Source organism: Clostridium saccharoperbutylacetonicum N1-4(HMT) (assembly GCF_000340885.1).
Classification (GTDB): Bacteria; Bacillota; Clostridia; order Clostridiales; family Clostridiaceae; genus Clostridium; species Clostridium saccharoperbutylacetonicum.
In genome coordinates, this window is the sequence record NC_020291.1 from 14,429 (window position 1) to 34,853 (window position 20,425).

The window sequence follows — 20,425 nt, forward strand, 5'->3', positions numbered from 1 at the left end:
TAAAGGGATCTTTAGCTCAGTTGGTTAGAGCAACCGGCTCATAACCGGTAGGTCTAGGGTTCGAGTCCCTGAAGGTCCACCATGGGGGTATAGCTCAGCTGGGAGAGCACCTGCCTTGCACGCAGGGGGTCAAGAGTTCGAATCTCTTTATCTCCACCAAAATAAAGTTATGAAGTAATTCATAACTTTTTTTGTTATATAAATATTTATGGCTTTTTAATATTGGTTAAAATATTCAATAGGAGAAATTATATTATGATAGCATATAGGATTAAACAATTTTATTGGGCAATAGAATCATTATTTATTAAAGATGATTTTAAAATGTTAAATATGTATCTTAGTAATCTTGAATTGAGTTTATTTATGAAAATTACTAAAGCAGAACGACAGCATTCTATAAGAGTATGTAAAGCTGCAATAGAATATATTAGATCTAATAATATACATGATATTGATGAATATATAATGTGTAAATGTGCATTATTACATGATATAGGAAAATCTAAAGTTAAATTAAATATAATATATAAAAGTATTATTATAATTATAAATAAGATTACCTTTGGTAAATTTTTAAAGTATAATAAAAATACGAGAATAATTAATTATTATAATCATCCTAAAATTGGAGTAGAATTATTAAAAGTCATTGGTCAAGAGAATCAAGATATAATAGATTGTGTTAGATATCATCATAATGTGGATATGTTAAAGGAAAATAAGTATATAGAAATAGTATATATTTGTGATAATTGTAATTAGAATAGGAGGTAAATATGAATTCTATTGAGAGAAGAGAGTACATAGTTAAATTATTGTTAGAGAGCGAAGAGCCCCTAAAAGGAAGTTTTATAGCTAAAAAATACTGTGTTACTAGGCAAGTTATAGTAAAGGATATAGCTATTCTTAGGGCAAAAGGTAATAATATAATAGCAACTCCAGATGGATATATAATTAATGCAAATCAAAATAAGGTTAAGGCGATTATTGCAGTAATGCATTCAGAAGAAGATATGTTTAATGAATTAAGTATAGTAATTAAATATGGTGGAATGATTGAAGATGTAATAGTAGAACATCCATTATATGGTGAGATAAAGGGAATGCTGATGATTAAGAATTATAACGATTTAAATAAATTTATAGAAAGATATAAAGCACAAGAAGCTAAGTTGTTATCAGCATTGACTAATGGAGTTCATATTCATACAATAGCTGCTGAGAATCAGGAAGATATTAATTTAATTATATCAGAATTAAAGCTAAATAAGTTTATAGTTTCAGATTTGGAGGATTAGTTATGGATTATGATGTGTTAATTTTAGGTGGGGGAATAATTGGATGTGCTGTAGCATATGAACTTTCAAAGTATAATTTGAATATAGCTTTAATTGAAAAAGATTATGATGTAGCCAATGATATTTCTTTTGCAAATACAGCAATTATTTTTGATGGGTCAGAAGCAGAAAATGATTTGATGAGTTCATTAGAGTTTAGAGGAATGAATTTGATTAAAAGTCATTGTGAAAAGTTTAATCTTTCATACAAAAAAGTTGGACTATTAAAAGTTAATTTAAATGAAACAAAAGCTTATATAATTGACGATATGTATGAAAAAATAAAAATCAGAGAAATTGATGGAGTACATATAGTTAATAATGAAGAAATTAGTAAGATAGAGCCTAATTTAAAAGTAAATGCTAGTAAAGCTTTATATTCAGAAAATATTTCAATAATATCACCATATAATTTAGCTGTTTCTTATGCTGAGGTTGCAGTAGATAATGGGGTTAATTTTAGATTAGAAGAAGAGGTTATAGATATAAAATCTATTTCTAAAGGATTTAAGGTTACAACAAATAAGAATAAATTTACTTGCAAATTTGTGGTAAATACAATTCCTAATGAAGTTTTTAATGATGAACATAATGAAATGGAATGCAATTCGAAAAATAAGAAAGTAAGATGTATATTATTAGATGAAAAGTTAGAAGAAAATATAAATACTGTTATTATAAATTATATAGATGAAGATACATTTATTATAAATGTTCCTTGTGTGATAGGTGGAAATCTAATTGGAATAAAGAGTGATAAAATATTAAGTTTTGAAAATGATTTGATATTATCTCAAAATTCATTAAAAAATATAAACAGAGAGTCAATAAATAGTATATTTACTGAAGTATATAATCAAAGTAATATGTTTATAGATGATAGTAATTTGGAAGATGGATATATAAGAATTTCTGGAAATAACTATGCCAAAGTTACTATTGCGCCTGCTATTGCTCAAGAAATAGAAGAAAAAATAAAAACAAATATGAATATAACTAAAAAAAGAGATTATATAGATAAAAAAAGAGAGGAATACGTATTTAGTAATATGTCTAAAGAGCAGAAAAATAAAATAATAGCTTTAGATAAGCGATATGCAAATATTATTTGTAGGTGTAATAATATTACTGAAGGAGAAATTGTTGATTCTATAAGAAGACCTTTAGGTGCTAGAACTATAGAAGGTGTTAAAAGACGTACTGGTATAGGTCTTGGTGGGTGTAATGGGTCATATTGCAATATGAAGATTATGAAGATATTAGCAAGGGAGATGAATAAAAGTATCTTAAATATTGTAGATGATTCTATGGATTCTAAAATTTTGGTAGGAAGAATTAAAGAATTTAATGAAATTTAGGAGGAAGTAAGTATGACATCTAAAGATGTATTTACAAGTCTGGTTAGAATTAGAGGTAGCCAAAACTACAAAGTAGTTTCAGTAAAAAGTAATAAACCTATAGAAAAACATTTTTGGATAGAATTTTCTAAAGTGCTTGGTAGGATTTATGTAAGTACACCTATAAATATAGGAGATATTGTTTGTAAAAATGTAATGAATACTGGAGTAGATATAGTATGTACAAAAAAAATAGAATAAATTATTAAAAAGTTGTTGACACATGTCTAATTGATTGATATAATGATATCTGTCGTGAGACGTGGAAAGATGGTCGAGTTGGTTTAAGGCACCGGTCTTGAAAACCGGCGTGCGTGTGAGCGTACCTAGGGTTCGAATCCCTATCTTTCCGCCATTTTTTTTGTCTAAAAATATTTTTATTAGATGTTATAAAAGTGGTTAAGGATCTAATCATTTTAATGATATAGGTTGGATAGATAAGATATAAGTTCAAGTAATTAATATTTTCAAAAATGCATTTTGATTTTACTTAGGATAAAAGATTAATGTGTAGTAAAACCAAATTAATTATAATAAATTGTTGACAATAGTAAATTTGGTTGATATAATAGTTTTTGTGAGTTACGGAAAGATGGTCGAGTTGGTTTAAGGCACCGGTCTTGAAAACCGGCGTGCGTGTGAGCGTACCTAGGGTTCGAATCCCTATCTTTCCGCCATATTTTAAATATGTAGGGCACATGGAGGATTACTCAAGTGGCTGAAGAGGCGCCCCTGCTAAGGGCGTAGGTCGGGTAACTGGCGCCCGGGTTCAAATCCCGGATCCTCCGCCAAAACATCTAACATTATGTTAGGTGTTTTTTTTATGTTCTAGTGTAAAAAGGCGCCTACAAATAATTAATTTTAAATTATATAATAAATTTAAATTAATTATTATTTTGAAAGAGAAATAGCATTTAGTATATTATAATAAGAGAATAGGATGATATATTAATTAACTTAAGAAGGTGGAATATGCTTAAAGGTTATAAAGTATCTTTGAGGCCATTGGAACAAGAAGATATTGGAATGTTATATAAGATATCTAATGAGGAAAATGTAAGAAAATTTAATATAAGACATAATACTATACAAGATAACGGTGAAGAAATAAATTTAAGAAAAGCTTTTAGTATAATTAATGAAAATGACATTTTAATTGGTTTTATAACGTATAAAGAAATTTATGATAAATTGATATATTCTATTGGCATAACGATTGGAAGTAGTTATTGGGGAAGGGGATATGGGCAAGATTCTATAAAAACATTATTACGATACTTATTTGGTGAATTAAATGCTATGAAGGTTGAATTAGAAGTTATTAAAAATAATTTAAGAGCGATAAATTGTTATATAAAATGCGGATTTGTTGAAGGTAGAATAAAAAAGAATAATATTTATGTAGATGGTGAATATATGGATATTATAATTATGGAGATATTTAGAGAAGATACAAACTATAATTAATATGTGAGGGAAAATGTATATGAGCATAAGATTTATTTATGGAAGAGCAGGAACAGGTAAAAGCAGATTTTGTATTAATGAAATAAAAGAAAACATATATGGAGAAAATTTTGAAAACAAATTAATTTTATTAGTACCAGAACAATATACATTTACAACTGAAAATAAAATTTTACATTCAATTGGAGAAAAGGCTTTTTTAAGAACGGAAGTGCTGAGTTTCAAGAAAATGACTCGTGAAGTTTTTGAAGAATATGGAGGACGTGTTAAAGAAATAATAAAAGAGTCTGGAAAGAACATGTTAATTCACCGTGTACTAAATGAAAATATGGATAATTTAACTTATTTTAAAAAAATATCTAAGGAGCAAGGATTCTATGGAATCATATCAGAAGTAATTTCTGAATTTAAAAAATATAATATAAATCCACAAAGTTTTCAAGAAATAGATAAGAATATAGATAATGTTGAATTGATAAAAAAACTTAAAGAATTAGATGTAATTTATGAAGCTTTCAATTTGAAAATGCATGAAAATTATATTGATGGAGATGATGAACTAACGTTATTAAGTGAAAAATTATTGAAATGTAATGCTTATGTTGATTCGGAAGTATGGGTTGATGAATTTACTACTTTTACTCCCCAACAGTTAGAAATATTAAAATTATTAGCTAAGCGATGTAAAAGAGTTAATATAACTCTCTGTATGGATGCTCAACCATTCAAAGATAATGATAAAGATGTAACTAATATATTTAATGTAACAAAAAATACAGAAAATAAGATATTAAAAATAATGAGCGAAAATAATATAGCTTATGATAAACCTATTTATCTAAACAGTTCTATGCCATATAGATTTAAACATAACAGTGAGCTTTGTCATATAGAAAAATACTTTTTTAATTATCCATTTAATAAGTATTTTGAAAAATGTAATAGCATAGAACTTTACAAGGCAAATAATATTTATGATGAAGTCGAGAGAGTTGCTAAAAGCATCACAGAACTTGTTAGAAATAAAGGATATAGGTATAAAGATATATCTGTTGTATGCAGAAATATAGAGGATTATGAAAAAATAACTGCTGTAATTTTTAAAGATTATGATATACCATATTTTTTGGATAAGAAAATTCAGTTATTAAGTAACCCTCTAATTATACTTATAAGTTCTTCTTTTGAAATTTTATCTAAAAATTGGTCTTATGAGAGCGTATTTAAATATTTGAAAAGTGGGTTAACTGGGATTGATAGTTCATATATAGATATTTTAGAAAACTTTATATTGGAGCACGGGATTAAAGGATACAAATGGACTGTGGACGAAATAATTTCTGAAAAATGGTTTAATAATAATGAAGATATAACGAATGAACAAATATCAATTGCTGAAGTTATGGAGGAAATAAGAAGGCCTCTCATTATATTTCATAATAAAATAAATGGAAAGCATAAAGTTAAAGATATGTGCGCAGCTATTTATGAATTTTTAATTGATATAAATGCATTTGAAAGAATAGATCAATGGATTAAAAATTTTGAAGAAATAGGGCTAGAAGATAAGGTTAAAGAATATAGTCAAGTTCAAAGTATAGTTATAGATATATTAGATCAAGCAGTTGACGTAATTGGAGAAGAGATAATAGATTATTTTGAGTTTTTTAAAATATTAAATTCAGGATTTGAAAATGAAGAAATAGGAGTTATACCAATTGCATTAGATCAAGTAAATATTGGAGATGTAGCAAGAATCAAAGGAAGAGAAGTGAAAGTACTTTATATAGTTGGAGTTAATGATGGTGTATTTCCTGCTGCTAAAAAGGATGAAGGAATATTATCTGATAGAGATAGAGAAATATTAAGTGAAGTTGGAATAAATTTAGCTGCAACGACAAGAAATAAGGTGTTTGAAGAGCAATATATATTATATACAGCATTAACAATAAGCAGTGAGCGCCTAATATTATCATACCCAATGGCTGATTTTGAAGGCAAATCTTTAAGACCATCAACAGTCATACATAGAACAAAGAAGATATTTCCTAAGCTAATAGAAGAGAGTTCAATCTATAACTTAGATAACACAAGAAATAAATTTACAAAGGTTATATCTCCTATTCCAACGTTCAATGAACTCATAGTTGCTGTAAGGAGAGATTTTGATAAAGAAGATATAGAAGCTTATTGGCCAGAAGTTTATAATTGGTTTAAAGAAAATCAGAAATATAAAGAGAAGGTTGAAAATATTTTTAAGGGACTTACATATTCAAATGTAGGTGATAGAGTTGCTAAAAAGAAGCTTAGAGAGCTTTATCAAAATGATATGGGGAAACTAGTATTTAGTGTTTCACGATTAGAAAAATATGCTGAATGTCCTTTTTCTTATTTTGTTCAATATGGGCTAAAAGCGAAAAATAGAAAAATATATGAATTTGCACCTCCAGATCTAGGATCATTTGTTCATGAAATGTTAGATTCTTTTACTAATAAAGTTAAAGAAGAAGGTATATTATGGTCAGAATTAAATAATGAAAAATGTAAAGAAATAGTATCTAATATTATTGATAAAAAATTAAATTCAGAAAGTAATTCAATATTAAATAGTACAAATAAATTTAAATATTTAACTAAAAGGTTTAAGAGAGTAATATCTAAATCAGTTTCAGTTATAGCAAACCAAATAGGAAAAGGCGAGTTTGAAGTATTTAAGACTGAATTTAAATTTGGAGATTATAATTCTGGGGAAGCTATAACTTTAGATCTAAGTTCTGATGAAAAGGTATATCTTCAAGGTAGAATTGATAGGATAGATACGTTAGATTTAGATGGAGAAACGTATATTAGAGTTATAGATTATAAAACTGGAAGCAAAAAATTTGAGTTAAATGAACTCTATTATGGTCTACAGATGCAGTTATTAGTATATTTAGATGCACTTATTAGAAACTCTAAATATATTTTGAATAAACAAGCAAAACCAGGAGCTATATTATATTTTAAAATAGATGATCCTATAATAAAAAACAATAGGGAAATGGAATTAGAGGAAATTGAAAAAGAGGTGTTAAATAATTTAAAATTAAAAGGTTTAATTTTAAAAGATGCTAGAGTAGTTAGGGCAATGGATAAAGACATTGATGGTTACTCGTTAATTATACCAGCTGCATTTAAGACTGATGGAGAATTTAAGTCTAATAGTGATGTTATTACTGAAGAGGAATTTACATTGCTTAGAGAATATGTTAATAAAAAGATGGTTGAATTATGTGAAGAAATGTTAAGTGGTGAAATAAAAATACAGCCAACTAAAAGATCTAATAAAACTCATTGTGAGTATTGTGATTTTTCATCTATATGTCAATTTGATACAACTATAAAAGATAACAAGTATAATGTAATAACAAAAAAAGCAACAAATGATATTTGGAAAAATATAAAGAAGGATATAAATGACTTGAGTGAAGAAGAAAATTCAGATGATTTAATTTAAGTTAATGATAATAAAGAATAGTGTGAAACAGTTTCTATTATAGTTTGGATTATTTTAATTAGAAGTAGGAGAGATTAATATATGGGAGAAACAAAATGGACTAATGAGCAGCTAAGTGCAATTAAAACTAGAAATTGTAACTTATTAGTTGCAGCAGCAGCTGGATCTGGTAAAACCGCTGTTCTAGTAGAAAGAATTATAAAAATAATAACTAATGAAGAAAATCCAGTTGATATAGATAAATTATTAGTAGTTACATTTACTAATGCAGCAGCAGCAGAAATGAAAGAAAGAATAGCTGACGCTATATCAAAGGAATTAGAAAAAAATCCAAACTCAAAAAATTTACAAAAACAATTAACTTTATTAAATAGAGCTAATATTACTACTATGCACTCATTTTGTTTAGATGTAATTAAAAATAATTTTCATAAGGTTGATTTGGATCCATCATTTAGGATAGGTGATCAAACAGAGATAATATTAATAAAATCAGAAGTAATAGAAGAGCTTTTTGAAGAAAAATATGATGAAGAGGATCAAGAATTTATTAACTTAATTGAGGCTTTCAGTAGTTATAAAAATGATGAGAATTTAAAAGATTTAGTTCTAGATTTACATAGTTTTATTATGTCTGGTCCATGGCCAGAAAAATGGCTTAAAGATAATGCAGAAGCTTTTAATATCAGTTCATTAGAGGAATTAAATAAAACTAAATGGGTTAATGTGTTATCTAAAAGCATTAAGATTGAAATCAGTGGATATATAAAGGCGATGGAAAAGGCCATTGAAATAATTACTGAAACTGAAGAATTAGAAGCATATAGAGAGAATTTTGAAAGTGAACTAAGTTATATAAAAAATGCTTATGAATCAGTTGAAAATGGATTAGATGAAATGTATAAAGCACTATCAGCAATAAGTTTTAATAGATTAAAGACTATTAAAAAGAGTGAAATTTCTGATGAGATAGCACAAAGTACTGTAAAAAAAATACGGGATGATATTAAAAAGAAAATAACAGAATTAATTAATAATACATTTTCAGTAACACCAGAGCAAATGATAAGTAATATTAGAGGCGCATATCCATATATAAAAAAACTATCGAGCATTGTTTTGCAATTTGATAAAAAATTTAGTAATAAAAAGAGAGAGAGAAATTTACTAGATTTTAATGATTTAGAACACTTATGTTTACAGATTTTAATTGATTATGATGAAGAAAAAAATATAGTTCCTTCCAATGTTGCTATTGGATTTAAAGAATACTTTGAAGAAGTTCTTGTTGATGAATATCAAGACTCAAATAATGTACAAGAAACTATCATAAATTTAGTTTCTAGGAAAGAGAATGAAAATCCTAATGTATTTATGGTTGGTGATGTAAAACAAAGTATATATAGATTTAGGCAGGCAAAACCTGAGCTGTTTATTGAAAAATATAATAACTATCAATTAGATCAAGGTAGAAATAGAAAAATTCAATTATTTAAAAACTTTAGAAGTAGAAAAGAAGTTATTGATGGAGTTAATTATATTTTCAAAGAAGTAATGTCTGAAACTGTTGGAGAACTTGAATATTCAGATGAGGAAGCATTAAATTTAGGTGCAAATTTTAAAGAAAAAAATAATAATATGATTGTTGGTGGGGCGATAGAGCTTAATATAGTAAATAAGCAATCTGAAGAATTAATAGAAGAAGATATTGAAGAGCATGAAGAAATAAACAATGTTATTTTAGAGGGAAGAATTGTTGCGAGAAGAATTAAGGAATTAATGTCTCAAAGTGTTGAGAATGTTTTTAAGGTTTTAGATAAGGAAACAGGAGAATATAGACCATTAAAATATAAAGATATAGTAATTCTTCTTAGGGCAACAAAGAATTGGTCTGAAAGCATGCTTGATGAGTTAGGTGCAGAAGGAATACCAGCATATGCAGATACAGGAACAGGTTATTTTGAATCAATTGAGATTAGAACGATAATTTCCCTTCTAAAAGTGATTGATAATCCTTTGCAGGATATCCCAATGATAGCTTTAATGAGATCTCCAATTATGGGGTTTTCTACAGAGGAAATAAGTGATATTCGACTTATAAATAAAGATTGCTATTTTTATGAAAATATTAAATATGTAAATAATGAAATTGAAAAAGCTAATGAGTTGCCTTATTCGAAAGAATTAATTAGCAAATGTAAATATTTAATTGATAAGATTGAGAAGTGGAGAAATAAGTCAATATATATGGCAATTGATGAATTTATATGGTATTTATATATGGATACAGCATATTATGGATATATAGGAGCTATGCCAAATGGAATTCTTAGACAAGCGAATTTAAAGATATTATTTCAAAGAGCAAAACAATTTGAAAGAACAAGTTTCAAAGGTTTGTTCAATTTTATAAATTTTGTAAATAAACTTACTAAATCATCAGGAGATATGGGAAGTGCTAAAGTATTGGGCGAAAATGAAGATGTAGTAAGAATTATGAGTATTCATAAAAGTAAAGGATTGGAATTCCCAGTAGTATTCTTATGTGGAGCTGGAAAGAACTTTAATCTAATGGATTTAAATAAGAATATGATGTATCATGATGAATTAGGATTTGGTCCAGATTTTGTAGATTTAGAAAAGAGATTTAGTATTAGTACATTAGCAAAGGAATCAATAAAAAAGAAAATGAAGATTGAAACATTGTCTGAAGAGATGAGAATATTATATGTTGCTTTTACTAGAGCAAAAGAAAAATTAATAATGACAGGTACAGTTTCAAATATTGAAAAATCTATAGATAAATGGTTAAGTTCTGCATCTTTAGAATATAATCGGATTTTACCATCAGAAGTTTTAAACGGAAGATCCTATATGGACTGGATTGGAATGGCATTATGCCATCATAGAGATGGTGTCGCTCTCTGGGAAGTTGTTGGAACTTTAAAGGAAATGTATAAGAATGATATATCTAATTGGAAAATTAATTTATGGAATAAAAATGAATTGATTAATGATATAAATACTGAAAATACAGAAAATGAAGATAACAGTGAACAAAGAATAATATCTAGAAGTTTATTAGATAAAAATATTACTGAAGAAATAAATAAGATATTATCTTATGAATATCCATTTAAATCGTCAACTATTATTAAAAGTAATATTTCTGTTTCAGATTTAAAAAGAAGAAATGAAGAGATAAATTATAATAGTGAAAATGTATATAAGGAAAAAGTTATGATTACTCCAAGATTTCTTCAAGAAAAGAAGGGATTAACTTCAGCAGAAAAAGGTACAGCAGTTCATTTTGTGATGAAGAAGATTAACTTAAATAAAGTTTCATCAATACAAGATATTAAGGAACAATTACAAGAATTAGTAGAAGATGAACTTTTACTTATTGAAGAATTAAAAACTATTAATCCATATAAAATATTAAATTTCTTTAAATCCAACTTAGGAAGAAAAATTCTAGAATTAAATAAACAAGGAAATAAAATTTATAGAGAGATACCTTTTTATACTGAGATAAGTAGTTTGGAGGTAGATAAATCACTAAATTATAAATATAGGGATGAAACGATTAGATTGCAGGGAATAATTGATTGCTTTTTTGAATATAATGGGGATATGATATTATTGGATTATAAAACTGACTATTTAAAACAAGGTGAAGAAGAGGAATTTAAGGAAAAATATAAAAAGCAATTAGATTATTATAGTAATGCAATATTTAAAATGACTGGTAAAAGTGTAAAATATAAATATTTATATTCATTTTCATTGGAGAAGGAAATTGAAATAGTATAATCATTATGTTCACTAAAAATAGGTTATTAATAATTTTTTATAAATGGAATAAAGGTTCTATAATTATTTTGTAGAACCCTTATTATCTACTTTATTATTACTTTACTTCCTTTAGGAATATTAGTATAAACCCATTTAGCGTCATCTATTGATAATCTTATACAGCCATGAGAAGATGGTTTATTAAGTGTTGTATCTAAAATGGTAGATTTATCTTTAGCGAATGGAAATGAATGAAACAAAATGTCTCCAGTAATTTGAGACCAATACTTTCCTCCTTGTGAATATCGTTCAGAAAAGAACCAATCACCTTTTTCTTTAATTGCGAATGAGCCTGAAGGTGTATCCTCACCTTTTATTCCTGTAGAACAAGGAAATGTTTTTATTAAATTCCAGTTGTTAGTTTTTCCTTTATAGATATATGTTTTTTGATTAGATAGATTTACATTAATAAAATAAGATGTATTACTTTCAATATTTAATGTATTAATATTAGCAGTAGATATAGCACTGGTCAATGCACTAGATGAAGCTTCAGCAATAGCTGAATTTTTATCAAAGTATTCCTGTTGTTTTGATTTTATATCTGAAATTTTTGCGTCTATATCTGAATCAATACCTAAAAATTTATTGTTATCTGAGATTTTAGATAAAGCATCACTGTAATGGTCATTATTAACTAAGTTATCGCAGTAAGCAAATAAAGTTTCTTTAAGTTTGCTCCTACTATACTTTAAATATATTAGTGAATTAGTATAATTTAAATCCAAACTAGAAACTTTTTTAAGAGAAGAAATTGCATTTGTATACTGTTGACTATTAAAGTAATTTACACCAGATTTGTAATTATTAATTGAATCTTGAATTAAGTCAATAGAACTTGAAACACTGTTTATTTTATCCTCATCTATTATATTATAATGTTTAATCTCATTAAGTTGTATTAAGACTTCTTCAGAAGAAATTTTTTTATTATTAATATCTTCCGACAAAGTCTCGATTCTTCCATAGAAATAATTAGATATATCCTTTTTAAGTAAGAATATTTTAAAAGGATTAAAATTTTCGGAAATTAATAGATCATTATTTGCATTTGAAAATTCGTACTCTTCGAAATTTGTTTTAAAATTATCAATTAATTTTTTGTATTTATAAGATTCATAAAAATAAGTAAAACTAAGTATTGTGACAAACACTAAAAAATATATAAGTCTTTTTATTAAAGTTTTGCTATATCTTTTACTGTATAGATTTATATTCAAAAAAATGCCTCCTATTTAATTAGCAAAACATATTAAAAGTTCTAAAAATATGTTTTTTCTTTTTAGCTATAATATTGACAATAACAGTAAATAATAAACCTTAACATTTGAACTAAGAAATATGTATGTTAATATATTTGTAAGAATTACTAATACTAAAGATATCGAGTTGGAGGAAAAAATGAATTATAATACTAATTTTTTTACTAAATTTATAACTTCTATATACGACATAAAGGTTTTTTCTAAATATGCAAAAGAAGGTATTTTTAGATCAATTTCTTATGCAATGTTACTCACTTTAATTTCAGTTTTAATAAGTGATTCAATTAATGTATATAGAACTAGTTCTTTTGAAATTATGCCCTTTATAGCACTCATAATTAATAACTTTGGAATGAAATTTCTAAATTTATTATTCAATTGTCTAATTGTAGCTATTGTTTCATCAATATTTACATTATTTATGAAAATGATAGTTAAATATATAGCTTTATTTTCATTAACCATATATGCAGCAACACTTCCATTAATAATTCAAATGATTTTAGAATTGATTAAACCTAATATAGATTTTAATACTATGTTTATAATAGGTACATTGACTTATGTTGTATTAATTTTGAAATATATAAAAGATGAAATAATAAGCAATATGAATTAGCAAATTGTATTATTATGCAAGTTTTAAAAAATAATATATATATTTTATTAAATATATAGTTGTTAGCTGGAAAAAAATATGATATTATGTAATAGGATTTATGGTAAAAAAAGTAAAAAATGAAGGGGATTAAAAATGGGTGAAGTTAATATTATGAATAACTGTGAGTTGGAAGAAGATAATTTACTAAAAAAAAGAGAATTGCTTAAATTATCAAAAGATGAATTAGTAAATATGGTTATTAATTTATCAGAATCTAAAAAGGCTCAAGAGGATTTTATTTTAAATATTTCTCATGATTTAAGATCACCGCTTAATATTATTTTAAGTATTTTGCAGTGTTATAAAGATGAATGTTTGGATGTTAACAAAGTTAAGCAAAACAAAGAGCATATAGACATTATTAAAAGAAATGCGTATAAGATATTAAAGCTTATTAATAATCTTATAGATACTACAAAATTGGAAAAGCAGCATTATAATCTTAAGAAGGAAAATTTAGATATAATAAATCTAATTGAATGGAACATATCGGCTATTGATAAATATGCTAAACAAAAAGATATATCTTTAGTTTTTGATACAAATGTTGAGGAATGTGTTATGGCAATAGATCCAGAGGCAATAGATAGAATAATAATGAATTTAATTTCTAATGCTATAAAATTTTCGCCACAAGGAAAAAGTATATATATAAATGCTTGGAAGAGTATTCATCAGTTAACTATTTCAATAAAAGATGAAGGTATTGGAATTTCAAAAGAAGAACAAAAAACAATATTTAATAGATTTGTTCAATCATCAAGAAATAAAAATAATGAGAATTTTGGCAGTGGAATAGGATTAGATTTAGTTAGATATTTAACCAAAGCTCATAATGGAACAATAGAGCTTAAAAGTGAAGAAAACAAGGGATCTGAATTTATTGTTAAATTACCAATGGAATTATTAAAAGAAGATGAGTTTGGTAAAAATAAATATTTAAATGTTAAAAATAAAGTTGAATTATTTGAATTAGAATTTTCTGATATTTATTTATAATAGATAGAATAATTTATGTTTATTCATGATGCATAGGGTTATTTTTATAAAATTATAATATTAACCCTATTATAAACTTGATTATTATGGTAGCTTGTGATAATATAAGTTTGTTGTTAAAAATTAATAAGGAGTGTTAGTTAAACGGATATAACATACCGCTACGGACGGTACATTGAGGGTTCGATTCCTTCACACTCTGCCAGGTTGCAATAAAGAATGGCTTGACCACTAGGGTTAAGCCATTCTTATATATTCAGAAGGAGACAAAAAGAGGACTCTTTATAAATATAACATTAAAATTAAGTGGAATTGAAGATATATAAATATGTTTTAAAATGTAGTAAAATAGTTATATTAAGACATCTGATTGTATTTGAATAAATTCGAAAAATCATATAGGGGTATCCCGCTGGGAGTACTAATATACAATAAATAATGGAATAATCCCGTAGGTAACTAAGTGTTACTTACGGGGTTTTATTTAGTTGTTTGTAATTTTTTGGTAATAATTAAATTTTTGTTTAAGGAATATATAATACGAAGATTAACTTAAAATCTATTGAATATTAATCTAAATTATCATAATATATTTATATATAGGAATATATGTTAAATATCTACGTTATATATACATAAATAATAGAATAAAACGTCTAAAAAAAGGAATGAAAGTGCATTTTGCTTTTAGTTAATTTTTAGTAATATAGAATTAGGATCATTATTAAAGGATAAAAATAAACTCTGCAATGGTTGATTAGAGCTCGAGCATTGCAGAGTCGAAAGAGAACTAACAAAACAAATGTTAGCAATTGCAATTATAGTATGTTTCGATAAGCCTGTCTATAGAATAGAATGAAAATTACATAATGTGTAAGGATATTATTTGTTTTTTAACATCTCTTTAACAGAAAGAGGGGGAAATAACAATGTTTGATAATGAAATCTTGACGCAAGGGGAAAGATTAAAGAAGATAAGACAACTAATGCTTAGAGCAACCCAAACAGAAATTGCACAAGGCGCATGTACAAAAAATATGATTAGCCAAGTTGAAATGGATAAGAAAAAGTTAAATATTAACTTGGCTACTAAAATTTCTAAAAATTTAAATAGAATTGCAAAAGAGAAAGGAATAAATCTATCAATAATTACGCCAAAGGAATTATTGATAGAAGACTATGAGCAAGCAAATTATATTTTCATTAATATTTTGAAGGAATTAAAAGAAATTAAAGTAATAGATTTGTTTGACAAAAAGTTGTCTGAAGCTGAAGAACTAATCGAAAATTATAAAATTACAGATAATAATAAAATAGAGTTGTATAAATTATCTGCTGATTTTTACTATTATAAGCGTATTTATTCTAAAAGCGAGCGAATGTGTGATATTGGATTAAAGATAAGTATCAGTTCCCAAAATAGTTTCGAGGAAGTGAGTTTATATATATATAGATCAAGAAATAATATATTTACTGGGAACTATGTTAGAGCATTACAACAATTAGAATATGCGGAAGAGTTAAATAAGAGCATAATCAATGATGAACTTTCAATAATGATATTTTATCATAAAGCGTTGACATATAAAAGGTTAGGTGAGTATGATAGATCTTTAGAATATTTTAAAATACTAAAGCAATTTGATATTAATGATTATAATATGTTATTAAAAGTAAAGATGGTATATGCAAATTGTTTAATGGATTACCATATATCTTTTGACGAAGCAGAAAAAGAATATAAGGAAATACTAAGTATTGCCATGAAATATGATTATAAAGACTTTATAGCTCTGGCTTACAGTAATATTTCAGAATTATATTTTAATGAAAAGGATTATAAATTAGCAGGAAGATATGCCAAGGAATCTTTGAAATACAATCTAGACAATGAATATCTTAATGAGATTTTGTATTTTGTAGCAAAAATGCTTCAAAGTTCAAATGAACATGTTGAAACGTATCTTTTACAGTCATTAGAAATATGTGAGAAAAAGGATACTGAGAACTTAGACTTGATTGAAAAAGTAATTTATGAGTTGGTGCTTATTTATATAAAAAAAGAAGATAAAGAAAATTTAATGCTAATGGCAGATAAAGCAAAAGAATTAAATATAGATTATTCTTTAATATATTTAGAGATTGGAGATTATTATAGAAATAAAAATAATGAAGAAAAAAGTAAATATTTTAACAGTAAAGCAAAAGAAAAGTTGAAGCAAACCAAAAAATTTTCGTATAACAGCTAGTATTATGTTACAATATAGAATGAAAGATTTGTAAATTTAGTTAACTTTTTTTAGGAGGGGAATGTTTATGAAAAAAATTATATTAGCAGTAATAGCAACATCAATGTTATTAACAAATGTTGCATTTGCTTCAACTAAAACCACACATAAAAATACTAACAGTACTAAAGTAACTCAAAATAATGTGTATAGTGTAAATTCAATAGATCCACATTAATAGCAATAAAAACATAAAGATTAAATAAATTTTAAGAAAATTTATTTAATCTTTTTCATTTTTAAAATATACAAATTGGAAATATAATTCATTTTAGGGTAAATATTAAAAATGAATTTAAGCAGATTCTAAAAAAAAATCGCAAATTTTAACATTATGTTACAATGTTAAATGAAATGTTTGTCGATTTGGTTGACCTTTTTTTAGAATGGAAATCTATAAAAAAAAGTAATAATAACATCAATGTTATTAACTAAGGTTACGTTTACTTAAACAAAGGCAAATATAACTAAAACAGAGCAAATATCTATTGTAGAACAAAATAATACGATTTAATTATATACACAATACCTATATTAATAGAAATAAAAAGCATAAAAAAATATTAAAAATAAATGATAAAATATGGGAAAAGTCCAACGAATTAGAGTTAATTTTGTTGGACTTTTTTAAATTTGTAAAAAATTAAATATATCTATATAATTGACCTCGTAGCAAGCATTTAAGAAAAATAAGAAGATAATATACGAGGGAAAATGAGGAAATTAAAATTGAAAAATGATGAAGCTATTTTTAAGTTTAACCAAGCTATGGAACAAGCTAGAGCGGATTTACATAAGGCTATTGAAATATATGGTCGGGATTCTAATGAGGTGGTAATTGCAAGTCAAAATTTAGATACATATATAAACATGATTATGAAAGAAAATTTTTGAAAATGGAATGTAATTTTGATTTAAAGAAGTGGCAAAAGTGGGGTAGTAAATATGAAAAATATATTAGCAATAATGATATATAAATTATTAGTTAAATATTGTGAAATCCATGAGGACAGTTGTGGCAATTGTATTTTCAAGGATAATAGCTCTGAATGTATGTGTATGGCAAATGTACCAATAGAATGGCATAAGCCTAAAGCAGAATAGTCCAACGAATTAGAGTTAATTTTGTTGGACTTTTTTAAATTTGTAAAAAATTAAATATATCTATATAATTGAGCTCGTAGCAAGCATTTAAGAAAAATAAGGAAATAATATACGTGGGAAAATGAGGGAATCAAAATTGAAAAATAATGAAGCTATTTTTAAGTTTAACCAAGCTATGGAACAAGCTAGAGCGGATTTACACAAGGCTATTGAAATATATGGACGGAGTTCTAATGAGGTAATAATTGCTAGTAGGAATTTAGATATATACATAAACATAAGTATGAAAAGAAAAGTTTGATTTTTATATAAAGGTGGGGCTTAGATGATAATTAAGGAATCAATAGAAATATATATAGAAAATACTTCAATTGAAGATTTTAAAAAAGAAATTGAATTAATAGAAAGTGCTGGGTATGAAGTATCTGAGGAAAACGACGATTATGTGAAGTTGTGTCAAGGTGGAATTGTAGTTGATCCAGATTTATTCAATCACACTCTGCCAATTATAAAAAAAGTGACTTAACTTGAAGGTTAAGTCACTTTTTTTATATAATTTTTGTACCAATGTGTTCACCGAAAACAACTTTACATTCAAAACCGAGTTTAGATTGTTCTAAGATATCAGTATCTACATTTATACTATCTTTTTCAAAGAATAATATTGTTGTTGATCCTCCAAATTTAAAATATCCCTTTTCTTCACCTTTATTTACTTTAACATTAGGTGAATAAGTTTGAATAATTGAACCAACGCAAGTTGCACCAACTTCTATGTGCAATATATCTTTAAAGTTATCAGATTTAAATAATGACCATTCTCTTTTATTTTCACAGAAAAGCTTTGGAATAGCTTTTAATGCTATTGGATTTACAGAGTAATAATGACCTTGAATATAATTATTTTCCAAAGGAATTCCAGAATCTATAAAATGAAATCTATGATAATCTGTAGGACATAATCTTAATATAATGCATGTGCCTCCAATATATTTATTAGCAATATTATCATCATTTATAAGTTCCTTTAAACTATATGTTAATCCTTTGACTTGAACTATATTATCTAGATCAATATTTTCATATGCAGTAATTCGCCCATCACCAGGAGAAATTAAAACATTATTATCTTTATCTATCGGTCTAGCATCAGAATATAATTCTCGTGTGAAAAAATCATTAAAGGAATTAAATTCACTAAGATTTTTTTTTGAAATATTCATATCAATATTAAAGTTTTCTATAAATGATGGAATCTTTTTTGAACTTAACTTAGTATCACAATAAAGGCCATAAATTTTTGAAAAAAATTTCTTTTTTACGATAAGCTCAGTGAAGTTTTTTCCAATTGGTGATTCATATGTCCATTCTATATATTTTTTCCCTGCAATAAGTTCTTCTTCATAAGATTTTGTTGTTCTATTATATACTTGAATCATAAATACTATTGTCAAAACTTTATAAAAAATGCAAATTAAAATTCTAGCAAATTTTATAATGTTACAGCTATGACAAGTATCCTCCATTTCTTATTTTTATTATATATTTCTAATGTAATTATTAATTTTAATATATAAGTTCTAATTAAGATTGTACATTTCAATTCAAGAAATCCTGAAGGGATTTCCCCATTAACTGGTAATTTGAATATATATATTAGAAATATATGTTGGATAAATTATGTGTAACATGCATAATTCAGTTTTATACTTTAATACTAATTTTATCATACATATTGTAAATTTCAAAAGTATATTATATTGGTAATTAATATTAGCATTAGCTTTTTGTAATTATAGTTTATTATTATACTAAGTGGTATAATAACATTATTATGTTAATGGTAAATAATTAAAGGCGAAGGCGGAGGAATTTTATGAACAAAACTAAAAAATTAATATTTGAATCTGCAATAAAAATATTTTCTGAATCCGGATACAGAGGAGCTACAATGGATGATATAGCTATTAATGCAGGTCTTGCAAAAGGAACATTATATTATCATTTTGAAAGTAAAGAAGTGATATTTAATTTTATTGTTGAAGAAGGATTGAAGATATTGAATAGCCAAGTTCTTGAAGTTCAAGTTATGGATATAGGGCCTATAGAAAAATTAATAAGAATTTGTGAAATACAATTAACTTTCTTATATGGATATACAGATTTTTTCAAAGTTGTAATGAGTCAGCTATGGGGAGCAGATGACAGGCAGAATCAGTTACGAAAAAAAATAAAAGAATATATTAGTGAAATAGAAATAAATATAAAAAGTGCAATGAAAAGTGGTTTGATTGAAAATGGAGATACAGAGCTTATAGCATTTCAATTTTTTGGTTCACTGTGTTCATCGGCGATATATGAATCTATTCATGTTGAAAAAATTGAATTAGAAAATATTATTAAAAGTACTATAAGATTTACATTAAGAGGGCTAGGGATAGATTATAAGTAATTTTGTGAATTTAATAAATATAGTATAATTAAGCGTAGATTTTGTAAAAAATAACACCCAATGCATTCCAATAAAGGAAGGCTAGGTGTTATTTTTCTAAT

General features: G+C 25.7%; 18 protein-coding genes and 6 tRNA genes. 22 read left to right on the forward strand and 2 right to left on the reverse strand.

Translation table 11 applies throughout. The annotated features are described in order from the left end of the window. Positions 1-5 precede the first annotated feature (5 nt). The 12 genes from CSPA_RS00060 (at position 6) to addA (ending at position 11,513) form a co-directional block, all read left to right on the forward strand. A tRNA-Ile gene (locus tag CSPA_RS00060) sits at positions 6-82 on the forward strand. 1 nt (position 83) lies between these two features. Then, a tRNA-Ala gene (locus CSPA_RS00065) sits at positions 84-159 on the forward strand. A gap of 96 nt (positions 160-255) precedes the next feature. Next, positions 256-765 (forward strand): HD domain-containing protein, encoded by a 510-nt coding sequence (locus CSPA_RS00070; RefSeq protein WP_015390189.1) that lies wholly within the window; start codon positions 256-258, stop codon positions 763-765. Positions 766-779: 14 nt separating this feature from the next. Further along, on the forward strand, positions 780-1,301 hold the full coding sequence (locus tag CSPA_RS00075; RefSeq protein ID WP_015390190.1) for a transcription repressor NadR: 522 nt from the start codon (positions 780-782) through the stop codon (positions 1,299-1,301). 2 nt (positions 1,302-1,303) lie between these two features. Then, entirely contained in the window at positions 1,304-2,698 is a 1,395-nt protein-coding gene (locus tag CSPA_RS00080) for an NAD(P)/FAD-dependent oxidoreductase (protein ID WP_015390191.1), read from the forward strand. Positions 2,699-2,710: 12 nt separating this feature from the next. Further along, positions 2,711-2,938: a DUF1667 domain-containing protein gene (locus CSPA_RS00085; RefSeq protein WP_015390192.1), complete on the forward strand. Its 228-nt coding sequence runs from the start codon at positions 2,711-2,713 to the stop codon at positions 2,936-2,938. 63 nt (positions 2,939-3,001) lie between these two features. Then, positions 3,002-3,092, forward strand: a tRNA-Ser gene (locus CSPA_RS00090). Between the two features lie 231 nt (positions 3,093-3,323). Further along, positions 3,324-3,414 (forward strand) — tRNA-Ser (locus tag CSPA_RS00095). Positions 3,415-3,437: 23 nt separating this feature from the next. Continuing rightward, positions 3,438-3,528, forward strand: a tRNA-Ser gene (locus CSPA_RS00100). 181 nt (positions 3,529-3,709) lie between these two features. Further along, positions 3,710-4,204, forward strand: coding sequence for a GNAT family N-acetyltransferase (locus CSPA_RS00105; protein WP_015390193.1), 495 nt, complete (start codon positions 3,710-3,712; stop codon positions 4,202-4,204). A gap of 19 nt (positions 4,205-4,223) precedes the next feature. Next, positions 4,224-7,700, forward strand: coding sequence for a helicase-exonuclease AddAB subunit AddB (addB, locus tag CSPA_RS00110; protein WP_015390194.1), 3,477 nt, complete (start codon positions 4,224-4,226; stop codon positions 7,698-7,700). Positions 7,701-7,781: 81 nt separating this feature from the next. After that, positions 7,782-11,513, forward strand: coding sequence for a helicase-exonuclease AddAB subunit AddA (gene addA, locus CSPA_RS00115; RefSeq protein ID WP_015390195.1), 3,732 nt, complete (start codon positions 7,782-7,784; stop codon positions 11,511-11,513). Between the two features lie 86 nt (positions 11,514-11,599). Here the strand turns inward: addA and CSPA_RS00120 are convergent, their stop codons facing one another. Further along, positions 11,600-12,781 carry a L,D-transpeptidase gene (locus CSPA_RS00120; RefSeq protein WP_042314484.1) on the reverse strand — a complete coding sequence of 394 codons (1,182 nt, stop codon included), beginning with the start codon at positions 12,779-12,781 and terminating at the stop codon, positions 11,600-11,602. Positions 12,782-12,956: 175 nt separating this feature from the next. Here CSPA_RS00120 and CSPA_RS00125 point away from each other — a divergent pair, with 175 nt between their 5' ends. The 9 genes from CSPA_RS00125 to CSPA_RS00155 all read left to right on the forward strand — a co-directional run bounded on the left by CSPA_RS00125 (position 12,957) and on the right by CSPA_RS00155 (position 18,398). Then, entirely contained in the window at positions 12,957-13,439 is a 483-nt protein-coding gene (locus CSPA_RS00125) for a DUF1189 family protein (RefSeq protein ID WP_015390197.1), read from the forward strand. 135 nt (positions 13,440-13,574) lie between these two features. Further along, entirely contained in the window at positions 13,575-14,480 is a 906-nt protein-coding gene (locus tag CSPA_RS00130; protein WP_015390198.1) for a sensor histidine kinase, read from the forward strand. Positions 14,481-14,610: 130 nt separating this feature from the next. Continuing rightward, a tRNA-Arg gene (locus CSPA_RS00135) sits at positions 14,611-14,685 on the forward strand. 724 nt (positions 14,686-15,409) lie between these two features. Then, entirely contained in the window at positions 15,410-16,729 is a 1,320-nt protein-coding gene (locus tag CSPA_RS00140; protein WP_015390199.1) for a tetratricopeptide repeat protein, read from the forward strand. 67 nt (positions 16,730-16,796) lie between these two features. After that, positions 16,797-16,946 (forward strand): hypothetical protein, encoded by a 150-nt coding sequence (locus CSPA_RS29910; RefSeq protein ID WP_015390200.1) that lies wholly within the window; start codon positions 16,797-16,799, stop codon positions 16,944-16,946. A 536-nt stretch (positions 16,947-17,482) separates the two neighbouring features. After that, a complete protein-coding gene (locus tag CSPA_RS00145) occupies positions 17,483-17,662 on the forward strand; it encodes an aspartyl-phosphate phosphatase Spo0E family protein (RefSeq protein WP_015390201.1) in 180 nt (59 codons plus the stop codon). A 51-nt stretch (positions 17,663-17,713) separates the two neighbouring features. Continuing rightward, positions 17,714-17,872, forward strand: coding sequence for a hypothetical protein (locus CSPA_RS29920; RefSeq protein WP_017810883.1), 159 nt, complete (start codon positions 17,714-17,716; stop codon positions 17,870-17,872). 136 nt (positions 17,873-18,008) lie between these two features. Next, on the forward strand, positions 18,009-18,173 hold the full coding sequence (locus CSPA_RS00150; protein ID WP_015390202.1) for an aspartyl-phosphate phosphatase Spo0E family protein: 165 nt from the start codon (positions 18,009-18,011) through the stop codon (positions 18,171-18,173). 24 nt (positions 18,174-18,197) lie between these two features. Continuing rightward, positions 18,198-18,398, forward strand: coding sequence for a hypothetical protein (locus tag CSPA_RS00155; protein WP_015390203.1), 201 nt, complete (start codon positions 18,198-18,200; stop codon positions 18,396-18,398). 22 nt (positions 18,399-18,420) lie between these two features. On the opposite strand, the gene CSPA_RS00160 is transcribed toward CSPA_RS00155, so the two are convergent. Continuing rightward, complete coding sequence (locus CSPA_RS00160; protein WP_017810882.1) at positions 18,421-19,311, reverse strand: phosphatidylserine decarboxylase; 891 nt, start codon at positions 19,309-19,311, stop codon at positions 18,421-18,423. Between the two features lie 437 nt (positions 19,312-19,748). On the opposite strand from CSPA_RS00160, the gene CSPA_RS00165 reads away from it, so the two are divergent. Next, the gene (locus CSPA_RS00165; protein WP_015390205.1) at positions 19,749-20,324 is read left to right on the forward strand and encodes a TetR/AcrR family transcriptional regulator; all 576 of its coding nucleotides are present in this window, start codon (positions 19,749-19,751) and stop codon (positions 20,322-20,324) included. Positions 20,325-20,425: the final 101 nt, after the last annotated feature.

Bases quoted from the DNA above. Each gene is read 5' to 3' on its own strand.
- CSPA_RS00070 (WP_015390189.1), top strand. From the start codon at position 256: ATGATAGCATATAGGATTAAACAATTTTATTGGGCAATAGAATCATTA.
- CSPA_RS00075 (WP_015390190.1), top strand. From the start codon at position 780: ATGAATTCTATTGAGAGAAGAGAGTACATAGTTAAATTATTGTTAGAG.
- CSPA_RS00080 (WP_015390191.1), top strand. From the start codon at position 1,304: ATGGATTATGATGTGTTAATTTTAGGTGGGGGAATAATTGGATGTGCT.
- CSPA_RS00085 (WP_015390192.1), top strand. From the start codon at position 2,711: ATGACATCTAAAGATGTATTTACAAGTCTGGTTAGAATTAGAGGTAGC.
- CSPA_RS00105 (WP_015390193.1), top strand. From the start codon at position 3,710: ATGCTTAAAGGTTATAAAGTATCTTTGAGGCCATTGGAACAAGAAGAT.
- addB (WP_015390194.1), top strand. From the start codon at position 4,224: ATGAGCATAAGATTTATTTATGGAAGAGCAGGAACAGGTAAAAGCAGA.
- addA (WP_015390195.1), top strand. From the start codon at position 7,782: ATGGGAGAAACAAAATGGACTAATGAGCAGCTAAGTGCAATTAAAACT.
- CSPA_RS00125 (WP_015390197.1), top strand. From the start codon at position 12,957: ATGAATTATAATACTAATTTTTTTACTAAATTTATAACTTCTATATAC.
- CSPA_RS00130 (WP_015390198.1), top strand. From the start codon at position 13,575: ATGGGTGAAGTTAATATTATGAATAACTGTGAGTTGGAAGAAGATAAT.
- CSPA_RS00140 (WP_015390199.1), top strand. From the start codon at position 15,410: ATGTTTGATAATGAAATCTTGACGCAAGGGGAAAGATTAAAGAAGATA.
- CSPA_RS29910 (WP_015390200.1), top strand. From the start codon at position 16,797: ATGAAAAAAATTATATTAGCAGTAATAGCAACATCAATGTTATTAACA.
- CSPA_RS00145 (WP_015390201.1), top strand. From the start codon at position 17,483: ATGAGGAAATTAAAATTGAAAAATGATGAAGCTATTTTTAAGTTTAAC.
- CSPA_RS29920 (WP_017810883.1), top strand. From the start codon at position 17,714: ATGAAAAATATATTAGCAATAATGATATATAAATTATTAGTTAAATAT.
- CSPA_RS00155 (WP_015390203.1), top strand. From the start codon at position 18,198: ATGATAATTAAGGAATCAATAGAAATATATATAGAAAATACTTCAATT.
- CSPA_RS00160 (WP_017810882.1), bottom strand. From the start codon at position 19,311: ATGATTCAAGTATATAATAGAACAACAAAATCTTATGAAGAAGAACTT.
- CSPA_RS00165 (WP_015390205.1), top strand. From the start codon at position 19,749: ATGAACAAAACTAAAAAATTAATATTTGAATCTGCAATAAAAATATTT.